Raw genomic sequence first — 14,077 nt, forward strand, 5'->3', positions numbered from 1 at the left:
CCGCCTCGTGAAGGAGTCCACCCAGATGTGCGGAATCGTGGCCTACATCGGCCCCAAGGACGCGACCCCCTTTCTGCTGGAGGGGCTGGCCCGGCTGGAGTACCGCGGCTACGACTCGGCCGGCGTCGCCGTCACCGGCCGCACCGGCGGCCTGAAGGTCCGCAAGACCAAGGGCCGGGTCGCCGACCTCGCCGCCGCCGTGCCCGCCCGGTTCAAGGGCACCACCGGGATCGGCCACACCCGCTGGGCCACCCACGGCGAACCCAGCGACGCCAACGCCCACCCGCACCTGGACAACGCCGACCGGATCGCCGTCGTCCACAACGGCATCATCGAGAACGCCGACGAGCTGCGCGCCAGGCTCACCGCCGACGGCGCCGTCTTCCGTTCCGAGACCGACTCCGAGGTGCTCGCCCACCTGATCGCCGCCCACGCCGCGGCCGGGGCCGAGCTGGAGGACGCGGTGCGCGCCGCGCTCGGCAGGGTGGTCGGCACCTACGGCATCGCCGTGCTCGACGCCGCCCAGCCCGACCGCATCGTGGTCGCCCGCAACGGCAGCCCGATCGTCCTCGGCATCGGCGAGAAGGAGATGTTCGCCGCCTCCGACGTCTCGGCGCTGGTCCGCTACACCCGGCAGGTCGTCCACCTGGAGGACGGCGAGCTGGCCACCGTCCGCGCCGACGGCTTCCGCACCTTCACCGAGGACGCCCGCACCACGCACCGCCAGCCGTCCACCGTGGACTGGGAGACCGACTCCTACGACACCGGCGGCTACGAGCACTTCCTGCTCAAGGAGATCCACGAGCAGCCCGGCTCGGTCGAGCGCACCCTCGGCGGCCGGCTCGACGAGCGGTTCGCCACCGCCCACCTCGGCGGCCTCAACCTGGACGCCCGCGAGCTGCGCGAGATCCGCCGGGTCAAGATCCTCGGCTGCGGGTCCGCCTACTACGCCGGTGAGATGGGCGCCCAGCTGATCGAGGAGCTGGCCCGGATCCCCGCGCACAGCGAGCCCGCCTCCGAGTTCCGCTACCGCAACCCGGTGATCGAGGCGGACACCCTGTACGTCGCGGTCAGCCAGTCCGGCGAGACCTACGACACGCTGGCCGCCGTCCAGGAGATCAAGCGCAAGGGCGGCCGTGTACTGGGCGTCGTCAACACCGTCGGCAGCGCCATCGCGCGCGAGTGCGACGGCGGCATCTACCTGCACGCGGGCCCGGAGATCTCGGTCGCCTCGACCAAGGCCTTCACCTCGACGGTGGTCGCCTTCGCGCTGCTCGCCCTGCACTTCGGGCGCATCCACGACCTCTCGCCCGCCGACGGCCGCCGCATCGTGGCCGGTCTGAAGGCGCTGCCCGGGCAGATCCGGGAGATCCTCACGCAGAACGACGCCATCGCCGAACTCGCCGCCGAGTACGCGCGGTCCGAGGGCATGATGTTCATCGGCCGGGTCCGCGGCTACCCCGTCGCGCGGGAGGGCGCGCAGAAGCTCAAGGAGATCTCCTACGTCCACGCCGAGGCGTACCCCGCGAGCGAGTTGAAGCACGGCCCGCTCGCCCTGATCAGCTCCGCGCTGCCGACCGTCGCCCTGGTGCCCGACGACGAGCTGCTCGACAAGAACCTCACCACGCTCGGTGAGATCAAGGCCCGCTCCGGCCGGGTGCTGGCCGTCGCCCACCGCAGGCCCGAGGCGAAGCTCGCCGACCACTGCATCCTCGTCCCCAGGAGCGAGCCCGAGCTCGACCCGCTGCTCCTCAACATCCCGCTCCAACTGCTCGCGTACCACGCGGCGGTGGCGCTGAAGCGGGACGTCGACAAGCCGCGCAACCTGGCGAAGAGCGTGACCGTGGAGTAGCGCCCGGTGCCCGGCCCGTCTCAATGTCGCGGCAGGTCCAGGCCGTTGATCCGGCGGACGCCGTCCGCGAAGCGGAACTCGAAGGTGAGCGCCGAGCGGGCTTCGTCGATGGTGCGCGCCACCGCCGCATGGCTGTCGCCCACACCCGAGATGGTGTCCAGGGTCAGCGTCGCCGAGCCGCCGGGCAGTCGGTCGCCCGGACGGACGAAGTTGCGGTAGGCGGTCACCCCCCGCAGCCCCCGGACGGTCTCGGCTCCGTGGACGGCGTCCAGCCGGCAGGGGAGCAGCGGTGCGAGGTTGTTGTACTGGAAGTGGACCCTGCCGCCGAAGTCGAAGGTCGGCAGCCAGGGCTTCTCGCCGAGTGCCAGCAGCGCCCCGACGCGCACCAGATCCAGCCCGCAGGACTCGCGGGCCATCATGTTCACATGGCCGGAGATCCGCCCGTTGAGCTCGATGATGCGCGGCCCCTCGGGGGTGAGCTTCAGCTCGGTGTGGGCGAAGCCGAAGTCGGATCCCACGGCCTCCAGTGCCCGGGTGACGAGGTCGAAGATCTCCTGTTCCTCGGTGCCCGGCAGGTGGCTGGGCCAGATCCGCCCCGTCCCCCGGAACGGTGGCATGACCGGGGTCTTGCCGGTGAGGACCAGGTGGGTGATGCCCGAGGAGGTGCAGACGCTCTCGACCGACACGTAGTCGCCGAACGGCTCGCTGGGCCGGCCCGGGAGGAACTCCTCGATGATGAAGGGGGACCACGACCCGCCGGCGGCGAGGTCCGCGAGCCGGGACCGGACGGTGCGGGCGTCCTGCGGTGACCACATGGCGTAGGCGTCCCGGCTTCGCGAACCGGTCACCGGTTTGACGATCGCGGGCAGGCCCACCGCCCCGAGGGCGGTGGGCCAGTCCGCGAGGTCCTCCACCACGTGGGTGCGTGTGGTGTCGACGCCCGCTTCCCTCAGGGCGCGGCGTTGCCCGCCCTTGTCGGTGAAGAGCCGGGCGGTCCGCACCGACTGACCGGGAAGCCCTACGGCGGCGGCGAGTTCGGCGGCCGGGCGGATCATCTCCTCGCAGAAGGTGAGGATCGCGTCCGGAGCGATCTCCCGTACGAGCTCCGTGTCCGCCGCGGTGTCCCCGGTGAGCGTACGGACCTCGCCCAGCAGGTCCATCACCGGCCGGAGCTGGTCCACGTGCGCGGACTCCGGCGGCACCAGGAAGACGATGTCGCCCAGGTCGGCCAGGCCCGCACCGATCTCCCCGGCGGGAACCGCGCCCGCGTCGTACAGCACGGCGAAGCGGGTCCGAGAGGCGTCGGCCATCGCTCATATCCCCCGATCGTTCGGTGCGGGCGGTGCGGGCGGTGCGGGCGGTGCAGACGGCGCTGATGGCGCCGATGGCCTGGGTGGCCCGGGCGGGGCGGCCGGGCTGACCGGGTTCGCCACCAGCGCGGACAGTGACTGCCGCAGGAGGTCCGCGTAGGCCTCCGCGGCGGTCCGCGGCACGAAGGCCGGGTCGAAGCCGATCCGTATCTGGCCGTCGGTGCCGGTGATCTCGACATTGACGTGGAACGGGAAGCTGGGCTTGCCCCGGCGCCACCAGCCGCGGGTGGGCAGCGACGCCAGGCGGTCGAGCTCCTGGTAGGCGTGGAAGTTCATGAAGTTGAAGGTGACGTCGAAGGCCGGGCGGCCGAGCCGCTCCACGACCCTGGCCTGGGGGTAGGCCTGGTACGGGGCGCCCTCCCGCTCGGCGGTGGCCGCCGCCCTGATGAGACCCGTCCAGGTGTCGTCCACCGTCGTGAAGCGGATCGGCAGGGTGTTGAGGAAGAGCCCGGCCGCCAGATCCGAACCGGCGCTCTCCGGGCGGGTGTTGAACACGACACCGGTGACGACGTCGTGCTCGCGTCCGGTCCAGCTCCCCAGGGCCCGGGCGTGGGCGGCGAGCGCGACGGACTTCACCGGGACGCCGAGCATCCGGGCCACGGCGGACAGGGCGCCCACGAGCTCCGGGTCGAGGGCGGTCTCGCAGCGCTCCCGCGGATCGGGGACCCGGCCGGAGGCCGCCGCGCCGAACAGCAGCGCGGGAACGTTCGCCTGTCCGAACCAGTGGTCGGCCGCCGCCGCCGAGCCCGCCGTCGCGCGCTCGGCGGCGATGAAGTCGCGCTGCACGTCCGGTGCGAGCCCGGGCAGTTCGACGCCCTGACCGCCGAGCCCGAGGTGGTAGAGGGTCATCAGCTCCACGGCCAGCCGGCTGAAACTCCAGCCGTCCAGAATGGCGTGGTGTGCCGCGAGCGCGACGTGAAAGGACGCCGGCAGGGCCACCACCTGGCAGTGGAACAGCGGCGGGGACTGCCAGTCGAGCGGTGTGTCGGCCCGGCGGTCACGCCAGTCGCGGACCAGCGCCTCGGCCTTCCCGGCGTCCGCGGCCCGGTCGACGCTCAGGGCCGGTTCGGCCCGCTCCCACACCAGCTGTGCCGGTTCCGAGAGTTCGCCGAGGTCGAAGGAGGTCCGCAGGGCCGGGTGGCGGCGGCCGAGCTCCGCGAGGGCGGTCCGGAAGCAGCTCTCGTCGAAGGGCGCGCACACCTCCCAGCCGTGCATGATGTGGTAGAGCAGCGGATCCTGGCTGGTCTCGCAGAGATAGAGCATGCCGACCTGGAGGGCCGAGGCGGGCAGGGCGTCCACCACGCCCGCCGGGACCAGGGAGCGGTCCGCCGGGTCGAGGAGGGAGAAGGCGGTCTCCGCCGCGGTGCTCCGGTCGGCGCCGCCGCCGGCGGCCAGCGCCTCGACCACGGCGGGCGAGCCGATCACGCCCCGAACGGTCTGATGGACCATCAGATCCCGTAGCGAGACCGGGATTCCCCGGGCGCGCGCGGCGTTGACCACACGCACCGCGATCAGCGAGTCCCCGCCGAGGGCGTAGAACCTGCTGTCCCGGTCGATCTGCTCGACGGCGAGATGCTCCTTGAACACGGCCAGCAGGATGTCGGCCGGGTCCGCCGGGTCGACCGGTCCGGCCGCGGGGGAGTCGGCCGCGGGGAAGTCGGCCGGCGGTGTGCGGACGAGGTCCTTCGGCGGTTCCGCCATGCCCGTCATGTCCCTTCGGTAGTCGGCCTGCGTCATGCCACGGGGAACGGCGGCGGGAGCGTGGCCGAAGGATCGGTGGCTAGCTGAGCGCGGTGACGGGAACCGGCACGTCACGCATGGTGCGAAGGGGCGAGAACACCACGAACAGCGAGGCGCTCCACATCCCCAGAACACAGACCAGCAGGGTCGGCCGGAGCCCGATCGAGGCGCCGAGCGCCCCGCCGAACAGGGAGCCGAGCGGGATGACACCGTAGGCGATCCAGAGGTAGACCGCGCTCACCCGGCTCAGCAGGTCGGGCGGGCAGACCAGTTGCCGGTAGGAGATCGACGCGGTGTTGAACAGGGTGGAGTTGGCCGACAGGGCGGCCAGGCCGACGGCGTACAGCACGATGCCCCAGCCCGCCATCGCCAGCGGCATCAGCAGGTACAGCGGGCCGGGTACCAGCATGGCGACCCAGATGATGCGCGCGGAGCCCACCCGGTCGGAGATCTGCCGGGCGAAGGCGCCGGTGAGCAGGCCGCCGACGGAACCCAGGGTGAACACCAGACCGACGGCGGCCGGGGACGCGTCCAGGCCGCGCAGCATGAAGGTGACCGCGATCGAGTACGTCGCCGTCACGAAGAAGTTGGTCACACTGGTGCAGATCAGCAGCCTGCGGAGGACGGGCTCCCGGCGGACGAACGTGAGCCCCTCGCCCATGGCCGACTTGAAGGACACGCGGTTCGAACCGCCCGGTGCGTCGGACGCGGACTTCGGGACGCGGATCATGCCCAGGGTCAGGGCGCTGAGGGCGTACGTCAGGACGTTGGCGAACAGCGTGCGCGAGGCGCCGACCAGCCCGACCAGCGTGCCGCCCAGGCCGGGCCCGATCAGCTCCGCGAGGGACTCGCACATGCCGAGCTTGCCGTTGCCGTCGACCAGTTGGGTGCTCTTCACCAGTTTCGGCAGCTGGGTGCGGTAGGCGACCGTGAACAGGACGGTCAGCACGCCGGACACGCTGGTGACGGCGTACAGGTAGAACAGGCTCAGCCGGTCGGCCAGGGCGACCAGGGGGACCGAGAGGATCAGCAGCATGCGGGCGACATCGCAGAAGATCATGATCTTCCGCTGGTCCAGCCGCTCCGCGATCACGCCGGCCGGCAACGAGAACAGCGCGAAGGGAAGCCAGCTCAGCGACGTCAGCAGGGAGACCTGGAAGGTGCTGGCATGCAGGACGTCGAGCGCCAGGAGAGGCAGGGCGATGATCGCGATCCGTGGACCGAGTGTTCCCGCTCCCTGCCCGAACCACAGCAGCATGAAGTTCTTGTTCCGCCAGAGCGAGTCCTTCGGCCTTGCCATGACGGCCTGCGGTGTTGCCGGCTGGGTCACTGATTCGTCCTGCCTTGTTCGGGTGGCACCTGTCCGGGCTCGCGGTCTACAGTGCCAGCTGTCTGGGTCGGTCCTCGACGGGCGCGGGTGAACTGCCGCTCAACTGCCGGTCCGGGAGCCGCGGCAGGGCTTTCGCCGTCGAGCAGTCCTTGGACCGGGGCCATCTGCGCTGCCCCGCCGTGGCCTGGCCGGCGGTTTCGCGCATGCTCCGCAGATAGGCCCGGACGGCGTTGAGCACGGTGAAGCCCACCCGCTGTTCGACGGGTGACGTCACTCTGGTGATGAGCCCGCACTGCAGCAGAGCGTAGACCGCGCGTGCGGCCTGTGCCCGTGGCATGCCGAGGTACGCGACCACCGTCTCGACCGTCCACGGGCAGGGCCGGTTCGAGAGGCGGGTGAGGAGGTTGCGGTAGGGCAGCGGCTGCGCCAGCACGGCGTCCCGCACCATCGCCACCGCGTCGGCGCGGTCCCCGGGATGCGTGGCGAGCAGCAGCGGCTCGTTGCGGGCCATGCCGAGGAGTTCGTCCGCCGAGACGATCGTGAACCAGGAGGCGGCCGCCTCCAGGGCTCTCGGCAGGCCGTCCAGCCGGTGGCAGATCTCGGTGAGCATCCGCAGGGTGGTGGTGTCGGGGTCGAAGCCGGGCTGGAGATCGGTGATCAGTTCGAGCAGCAGCGCCATGGCCGGCGCGGTGGTGATCTCCTCCGGGCGTGCGGTGGCCGCCGCGAGGGTGAGCGGGCGCAGTGCGAGCTGGTACTCCTCGGGCGATCCCTGCGGGGTCCGCGCGGTCTCCAGGATCTGCAGTCTCGGACATTCGCACATCAGCGTCCGCAGGGTGTCGCGCGGGACCTGGCCCACGTCGTTCCCGTCGAGGACCAGCAGGACGGACCGGTCCTCGACCAGCCGGACGAGCTGGTCGAGGTTCTCGCCGTCGCGTGTCAGCATCCCTTCCACCCGGAGGGACCGGGCCCGGTGCGGACTGCCGGCCCGGCGGTGGGTCGCCGCCCCCGCGGAGAGGCCGCCGGGCGTCTGCCGCAGCGGCACCCAGACGGTGGGCATGGCCGCCTGCGCGTGGAGGGCCTGGGCCGCGGCCACGGCCAGGTGCGTCTTGCCGACGCCGCCGAAGCCGGTCACGGCGGTGATGCGCTCGTGCTCGCTCAGCACCCGCCGGACGATCGTGTTCACCTCCCACTCCCGCCCGTGGAGCGGCCGCGCGTTGGCGATGGCCGGCATGACGAGCGCCTCGAACAGCGCTCCGCCCGCTTCGCAGCCGGCCGCCAGCTCGAACGAGACGCGCTCCTGGGCGGTCAGCCGCAGAGCGTCCGCCAGCAGACGCACGGTGTCCGGGCGTGGCAGTGCCACCTGACTCTGCTCCAGATTGCGCAGGGCGCGCACGCTGACGGCGGAGAGGTTGGACAGCGCGGTCTGGGTGAGCCGGGAGCGTTGACGGTACTTCCGGAGCTGTTGTCCGAAGTCCTCACCACCGACGCCGGATCGCGATCGCTCCATCAGGGGGTCCTTCTCTGGTCGGCCGGCCGTCATGGTCGTGGATGACGGCCGGGTGGCGCCTGACGTGCCAACGCCGGGTGCAGGAGGTGGGGAGGCCGCTGGGGCCGGTGTGCCCCGGGCGGAGCGCGGGCTCCCGGTCGGGGAGGCGCCGCGCCGTGTCGGTACGGGGGAGCGGGAGGTCTGCGCCGAGCGGGATCCCGGGGCCGGGAGGGGGTGTTGGGGCCGGCCCGGTGGGGGTTCGCGGCGGTCGCTCACGCGCGCGGGGCGCAGGCCCGGGCCGCTCTCGTTCTTCGGACCGCCGTCGCTCTGCGCAGGCGCAGGCGTAGGCCGCGGTCTGCCGTCGGGCCGGCCGGGCTGTGGCCGTGCTCGATGAACCCGTCGTCGTGCGGAACCAATACCCCTCCCCCGTTTGAGTGGTTCGGCGGCCCCCCGCCGTGTGTCGTCCGTGTGCGAAGACCGGAGATCACCTGGTGGTCGGAGGCTACACCGTAGCCCGTCGTGGCGGGAGTGAGCGACGTATTTTCCTTTGGTGGCTTGGGAGTTGATCGTCCGGGTGGCTACCGGTCGGTGGCGGGCGGCCCGTTGGGGCCGGCCCGGCGGCCCGGCGGTGGCGGGGCGGGGCGGTGCGGTGCGGGGCGGTGCGGGGCGGGGCGGTGCGGTGCGGTGCGGTGCGGTGAACTTCCCCTCATCTGCCGCTGGTTGTGCCGCCTCCCCGGCGATCGGCGTGCTTAGACTGCTGGCACGGTTTTTCCCCATTCCTGCCGCATTTGTTGGTGGCCGGGCATGTGAAATGGGTGGCCCCGCAAGAAAAGCCAGATTCTCCCGAGGTGGGTGCAATGTGAAAAGCTCGCATGAAACGCGGTCCCTGCCCTTTGTCGCCGGCGTCGCCGTCCAGCGCTACCTGGCCGCCGAGGACGGACTGACGGCGGCACACGAGGAGGGGTGCAGCCACTGGTACATCGATGCGAGTCTGCTGTCGGACATGCCGCACAACTGGTCCGAGAGCCGTGCCCGGAACCTGGTGGCGGCCGCCGCGGAGCACGGGCTCGCGCCCCTCCTGCACGGAAACTTCCGGGCACCGCTGGCCTCGGAGATCCCGGAGATCCAGGCGGCGAGCCTGCAGTACCTGCGACGCGAGATCGACCTGGCGGCGCGCCTGGAGGCCACCGCGCTGATCGTGCACGGGGGCGCCTTCGTCGAGCCCCGGCCGACGAAGGCACAGCGCGATGCCGCACTGGAGCGGTTCCTCTCCCTGCTTTCCGTGGTCGTCCGGGAAGCGGGCGAACGCGGCGTCACGGTCTGGCTGGAGAACCTCTCCTACTACCCGAAATACCGTCCGTTCTCGTACGTCTTCACCAGGGAGTCCGATTTCGCCGCGGCCCTCGCCGCGATTCCCGGGATCAGATTCATCCTGGATGTCGGCCATGCGAACGTCAACCAGTCGCTCGCGGTGCCGGCGTTCGAGCAGTTCGCGTCGTCGATAGCGGCCCTGTCGCTGAGCAACAACAGCGGGGACCAGGACGCGCATCTCGCCCTCGACGAGGGCACCCTGTCGATGCGGGCGATCACGGACACCATCCGGGCGCGGGACTGGAAGGGCATCATCGCCTTCGAGACCCGGAACGAGAGCGTGAAGGCCGGTATCGACTACCTCGCCAGGCTCTGGGAGCCCGGCCCCCGGTCCGGGCACCGCTGACGGGACCTGCCGAGGAACCGTCCGGCCCCGCCGCACGCGCGGCGGGGCCGGAACCGGTTCTCACCCGCGGGCGGCGGGGCCGGACGCGGCCGACGGGGTGGCCGGGGCGCTCAGACCGGCGGCGAGGGCCGCCGGACTGGGGTGCGCGTACAACTCCCGCAGGCTCACCGAGCCGAAGCCCGCGTCCCGCACCGCCGTGAGCAGCCGCACGGCGAGCAGCGAGTTGCCGCCGACCTCGAAGAAGTGGTCGTCCGGGCCGAGGTCGGAGCCGATCACCGTGCGCCAGACGGCCAGCATCGCCGCGGCCGGGTCCGCGGGGCCGGGGGGGGGGGGGGGGGGGCGGCCCCCCCCCCCCCCCCCCCGGCAGCGGGCCGCGGGCGCGCGGCAGGGCGGACCGGTCCAGCTTGCCGTTCAGGGTCAGCGGCAGTGACGGAAGAGCGAGCAGCTCGGCCGGCACCATGTAGTCCGGGAGGATCGTGGTGATCCGCCGGCGTACCTCGGCCGCCGTCGCACCCGCCGCGAGCACCAGGTAACCCACCAGGCGCAGGTGCGCCGGCCCGTCGTCCTGCCCCTCGACGAGCACCGCGGCGTCCACCACCCCGGCGTCGTCGAGCAGGACCGAGCGGACCTCGCCCAGCTCGATCCGGAAGCCGCGGATCTTGACCTGCTCGTCGAGCCGGCCCACACAGTCCAGCGAGCCGTCGAGCCGGAGCCGCCCCAGGTCGCCACTGCGGTAGACCCGCTCGCCGCTGAAACGGTCCAGGGGGAACCGTTCCCCGGTCAGCTCCGGCCGGTTGAGGTAGCGCAGCGCGAGCCCCGCGCCACCGACGAAGATCTCGCCGACGGCGCCCGGAGGCAGCGGCCGCCCCCGGTCGTCCCGGACCGACACCGACCAGCCGGCGATCGGCCGGCCGACGCGCTGGGTCCGGGTGTGCAGGTCCCAGGACCGCACGGTCCGGGCGGTGACGTGCACCGTCGTCTCGGTGATCCCGTACATGTTGACCAGGCGGCACCGGCTGTCGGGGTGCCGGCCGAACCAGCCGCGCACCAGGCGGGGGTCGAACGCCTCCCCGCCGAACACGATCAGCCGGGGGGCGGGACCGGCGGCCCGCGCGTCCGCGTCGAGCAGCCCGGCGAACGCCGACGGCGTCTGGCTCAGCACCGTGACGCCCTCGCGCAGCAGCAGGGCGTGGAACTCCTCCGGGGACCGGGACACCAGGTACGGCACGACGACCAGGCGCCCCCCGGTGAGCAGGCAGCCCCAGATCTCCCACACGGAGAAGTCGAAGGCGGCGGAGTGGAAGAAGGTCCACACGTCGTCGGGGCCGAGGGAGAGGTCCTCGGCGGTCGCGTCCAGCAGCGCCAGGACGCTGCCGTGGGCGACCACCACCCCCTTCGGCCGTCCGGTCGTCCCCGAGGTGTAGACGGCGTAGGCCTGGTCGCCGGGCCCGACCTCGGGGAGCTCGGTGCCCGAGGAGGCCGGGGCCGCCGCGGTGAGCGCCCCGGGCCCGAGCACCGGGGTGCCGTCGCCGGCCGGAAAGCCCGACAGAGTGGTGACGACCAGCGCGAGTTCCGCGTCCCCGGCGATGTGGCGGAGGCGTTCGTCGGGGGACTGCGGATCCAACGGCACATAGGCCGCACCGGACTTGAGGACGGCGAGCAGCGCCGTCACCAGATCGACGGTGCGCTTCAGGCACACGCCGACGAACCGCCCGGGGCCCGCGCCGCGGTCCACGAGGACGCGCGCCCACGCGGTCGCCAGTTCGTCGAGCTCCCGGTAGGTGAGGCTCCGGGTGCCGTCGCCGACCGCGACCGCGTCGGGTTGTTCCCGGGCGAGCCGTTCGACCACCTGGTGGACGGCGGCACCGGGGGGCGGGGTGCGGCGCGGGCCGCGGCCGAGATCCAGTGCGAGGGCCGTGTCGGCAGCGTCCAGCAGGGCGAGATCACCGACGGTCCGCCCGGGCGGACCGCCGGCCGGCCGGGCGGCCGATGCCGCGGTCACCTGCGCGGCCAGCCGTGCCGTGTGCCGGGCGAAGGCGTCCGCGACGGCCGGATGGATCCGGGCGTCGTGGGTCTGCCCCGACAGGGACAGCAGATCCGCACGGCTCTGCCAGATCTGGACGAGGGGCGCGGCGTCCGGCGGGAGGGGGACGTACCGCTCGTCCGGGTCCGGACCGGTCAGGACGAGGCAGACCGGCGGGAACTCGCCCACCGCCGGCTCGCCCGGGCCGTCCAGCGCCGCCCGGACCTGGTCGAGCAGCCCGGTCAGCGGCAGGTCGTCACCGAGGGTCAGCCGGATCACCCTGGCGCCGGGCTTCAGCCCGGCCGGCTCGGTGGACACCACCGCGAGGCGCACCGTGGAGCCGCGCTCGTACCGGGAGAGCGCCACGGCGGTCGCGGCCACCACCACCTCCGGGGCGAACACACCCGTCGGCAGGGCCTGCTCCGGCCCTCCGGTCGGGTCGTCGGCCAGACCCCACGGCGGTGCGGGCGCGGGCGACCAGCCGGTCGCGCCGGGCGCGGACGACCGCCGCAACCTGCCCGCGAGCGCCACCGCGTCGCAGCCCGCCGTCGTCAGCGCGTACGCGAGGATCCGCAGGCCCGCGTGGTCGAGCACACCGCGGCGGGCCACCACGACGAGGTCGGCGGCGCCGTCGGGGTAGCGGATCAGCACCACCCGGAGCCCGGGGTCGTCGGGGCTCAGCGGACGGTCCGCCTCCCGCTGCCGCAGCCGGGCGGCGAGCGGGGACGCGGATCCGGCCCCGGCCCACTGGACCCAGAAGCTGCCCGCGTCCCGCGCCGCGGCCGGCGTGTTGGCCCGGTCGACGGCGGCCTGCGCCGCGCCGATCCGCCCGGCGTCGGTGAGCCGCAGCACGATGCCGTGTCCGGCGTCGTCGCCGAGGACGGTGTCGACCCCGCTCCGGGGTCCAGGCTGATCAGTCATGTCTCCATCCGAATCGGCCGTGTCCAGGTCTCGCTCATCGCGCGGAGAATCCGCCGTCCACGGCGACGGTGGTGCCCGTCACCTGCCGGGACTCGTCACCGGCCAGCCAGAGGGCGGCGTCCGCCACGTCCTCCGGCTCCACGAGCGCGTTCATGGGCTGCGCCGTGACGAAGGCCTGCTCGTACTCGTCGGGACCGACGTCGAGGCAGCGGGCGATCTCGGACAGCATCCGGCCCTCGACGTGCGTCGCGTCCCGCACCGATCCGGGGCAGACGGCGTTGACCCGGACCCGCATCGGGGCCAGGTCCAGCGCGGCGGCCTTGGTGAGGCCGACCAGCGCGTGCTTCGCGGCGACATAGGCCGCGAAGTGCCGGTACCCCACCAGACCGGCGGTGGACGCGATGTTGACGATGCTGCCGCCGCGCTGCCGCACCATGCCGGGGGCGACCGCCCGGATCATCCGCCACGCGCCGGAGAGGTCGACGTCCAGCATCAGCTGCCACTCGTCGTCCGCGATGGCGTGGACGGGCTTGCCGGAGGGCGCGGCGATGCCGGCGTTGTTGACCAGGACGTCGATCCGGCCGAAGCGGCGCAGGGCGGCATCGACGGCCGCCGTGACGGCGGCGGTGTCGCGCACGTCGGCGAGCACGCTCAGGGTGCCGGCGCCCGCCTGCCGGCAGAGCTGGGCGGTGCGCTCCAACTGGTCCTCGGTGGCCAGGGGGTAGGGCACGCCCGGGATGTCCCCGCCGGTGTCCACCAGCACGAGGTCCGCCCCCTGCCCGGCGAAGCGCACCGCGCACATCCGGCCCAGTCCGCGCCCGGCACCGGTGATCACGACGGTCTTGCCCGCTAGCCGCATGTGTCACCGGCCCCCGTCCCGGGCCCGGCTGCGGCGGGCTGCCGCCGGTCGCAGCCGAGGGTTTCCGCGATCAGGCCGACGACCGGGGCGGCGGAGTCGGCGAGGTACATGTGTCCGCCCGGCAACTCGGCGTAGCTGAAGGGACCGTGGGTGGCCGCGTCCCACCGCAGCGCGTCCCGCTCCGGGACCAGCGCGTCGCCGTCGCCGCGCAGGCAGGTGATCGGAGCCTGGATCGGAGCGTCGGACGGCGGCCGGTACGCCTCGTGCATCGCCACGTCCGCGCGCAGCGTCGGCAGCAGCAGCTCCCGGAACTCGGCGGACTCGAAGGCCGGATGGCGGTAGCCGGCCAGCTCCTCCACCCGCGCGAGGAACTCGTCGTCGTCCAGCGCGGCCGCCTGCCGGGCGCGCCCCCGGTCCGGCGCGGGAGATCCGCTCACGAAGACGTGGGCGACCGGCAGTTCGGTCCGCTCCTCCAGTGCCCGCCCCAGCTCGTAGGCGAGGACGGCGCCCAGGCTGTGCCCGAACAGGGCGATCCGAGGGCTGCCCGCGACGGCGGCGGTCGCCTCGGGCAGCAGGGCGCGCACCGCGTCGGCCACTTCGCGGTGCGGCTCCTCGTCGGTCCGCTCCTCGCGACCGGGCAGTTGCAGCGGCACCAGCCGCAGACCGGGCGGCGCCTGCTGCCGCCACTTCCAGAAGAAGCCGGCGCCCGCACCGGCATGCGGCAGGCACAGGAGGGAGAGGGGCTCTGGGGCCATGGCACACCTGATTTCGTTGTCGTG

9 protein-coding genes and 1 pseudogene are annotated in these 14,077 nt (G+C 73.1%); 2 read left to right on the forward strand and 8 right to left on the reverse strand.

What is annotated here, in order from left to right:
- The first annotated feature begins 25 nt into the window (after positions 1-25).
- Positions 26-1,852, forward strand: a complete 1,827-nt coding sequence (gene glmS, locus ACIO5D_RS00360) for a glutamine--fructose-6-phosphate transaminase (isomerizing) (RefSeq protein ID WP_363608168.1) — start codon at positions 26-28, stop codon at positions 1,850-1,852.
- Between the two features lie 20 nt (positions 1,853-1,872).
- Here the strand turns inward: glmS and ACIO5D_RS00365 are convergent, their stop codons facing one another.
- From ACIO5D_RS00365 to ACIO5D_RS00380, 4 genes are all read right to left on the reverse strand, one after another.
- Positions 1,873-3,162 carry a hypothetical protein gene (locus ACIO5D_RS00365; protein ID WP_363608167.1) on the reverse strand — a complete coding sequence of 430 codons (1,290 nt, stop codon included), beginning with the start codon at positions 3,160-3,162 and terminating at the stop codon, positions 1,873-1,875.
- Positions 3,163-3,165: 3 nt separating this feature from the next.
- Positions 3,166-4,932 (reverse strand): condensation domain-containing protein, encoded by a 1,767-nt coding sequence (locus ACIO5D_RS00370; RefSeq protein ID WP_400793382.1) that lies wholly within the window; start codon positions 4,930-4,932, stop codon positions 3,166-3,168.
- Positions 4,933-5,002: 70 nt separating this feature from the next.
- The gene (locus ACIO5D_RS00375; RefSeq protein WP_400793384.1) at positions 5,003-6,292 is read right to left on the reverse strand and encodes an MFS transporter; all 1,290 of its coding nucleotides are present in this window, start codon (positions 6,290-6,292) and stop codon (positions 5,003-5,005) included.
- 46 nt (positions 6,293-6,338) lie between these two features.
- Entirely contained in the window at positions 6,339-7,799 is a 1,461-nt protein-coding gene (locus ACIO5D_RS00380; protein ID WP_400651428.1) for a helix-turn-helix domain-containing protein, read from the reverse strand.
- A gap of 838 nt (positions 7,800-8,637) precedes the next feature.
- Between ACIO5D_RS00380 and ACIO5D_RS00385 the strand changes: the two genes are divergently transcribed.
- The gene (locus ACIO5D_RS00385) at positions 8,638-9,495 is read left to right on the forward strand and encodes a sugar phosphate isomerase/epimerase family protein (RefSeq protein WP_363608163.1); all 858 of its coding nucleotides are present in this window, start codon (positions 8,638-8,640) and stop codon (positions 9,493-9,495) included.
- A 60-nt stretch (positions 9,496-9,555) separates the two neighbouring features.
- Here the strand turns inward: ACIO5D_RS00385 and ACIO5D_RS00390 are convergent, their stop codons facing one another.
- From ACIO5D_RS00390 to ACIO5D_RS00405, 4 genes and pseudogenes are all read right to left on the reverse strand, one after another.
- The gene (locus ACIO5D_RS00390; protein WP_400651431.1) at positions 9,556-9,792 is read right to left on the reverse strand and encodes an acyl carrier protein; all 237 of its coding nucleotides are present in this window, start codon (positions 9,790-9,792) and stop codon (positions 9,556-9,558) included.
- 166 nt (positions 9,793-9,958) lie between these two features.
- Positions 9,959-12,439 (reverse strand): annotated as a pseudogene (locus ACIO5D_RS00395) (amino acid adenylation domain-containing protein); the annotation flags it as partial.
- A 34-nt stretch (positions 12,440-12,473) separates the two neighbouring features.
- Positions 12,474-13,298: an SDR family oxidoreductase gene (locus ACIO5D_RS00400; protein WP_400756725.1), complete on the reverse strand. Its 825-nt coding sequence runs from the start codon at positions 13,296-13,298 to the stop codon at positions 12,474-12,476.
- On the reverse strand, positions 13,289-14,053 hold the full coding sequence (locus tag ACIO5D_RS00405) for a thioesterase II family protein (RefSeq protein ID WP_400756722.1): 765 nt from the start codon (positions 14,051-14,053) through the stop codon (positions 13,289-13,291). Before ACIO5D_RS00405 ends, ACIO5D_RS00400 begins: the two co-directional genes overlap by 10 nt.
- Between the last annotated feature and the right edge of the window lie 24 nt (positions 14,054-14,077).

This window comes from Kitasatospora sp. NPDC087315 (genome assembly GCF_044744345.1).
GTDB lineage: Bacteria > Actinomycetota > Actinomycetes > Streptomycetales > Streptomycetaceae > Kitasatospora.

What these genes read in the sequence shown, in the direction of transcription:
- glmS (WP_363608168.1), top strand. Translation starts at nt 26, where the DNA reads ATGTGCGGAATCGTGGCCTACATCGGCCCCAAGGACGCGACCCCCTTT.
- ACIO5D_RS00365 (WP_363608167.1), bottom strand. Translation starts at nt 3,162, where the DNA reads ATGGCCGACGCCTCTCGGACCCGCTTCGCCGTGCTGTACGACGCGGGC.
- ACIO5D_RS00370 (WP_400793382.1), bottom strand. Translation starts at nt 4,932, where the DNA reads ATGACGGGCATGGCGGAACCGCCGAAGGACCTCGTCCGCACACCGCCG.
- ACIO5D_RS00380 (WP_400651428.1), bottom strand. Translation starts at nt 7,799, where the DNA reads ATGGAGCGATCGCGATCCGGCGTCGGTGGTGAGGACTTCGGACAACAG.
- ACIO5D_RS00390 (WP_400651431.1), bottom strand. Translation starts at nt 9,792, where the DNA reads ATGCTGGCCGTCTGGCGCACGGTGATCGGCTCCGACCTCGGCCCGGAC.
- ACIO5D_RS00400 (WP_400756725.1), bottom strand. Translation starts at nt 13,298, where the DNA reads ATGCGGCTAGCGGGCAAGACCGTCGTGATCACCGGTGCCGGGCGCGGA.
- ACIO5D_RS00405 (WP_400756722.1), bottom strand. Translation starts at nt 14,053, where the DNA reads ATGGCCCCAGAGCCCCTCTCCCTCCTGTGCCTGCCGCATGCCGGTGCG.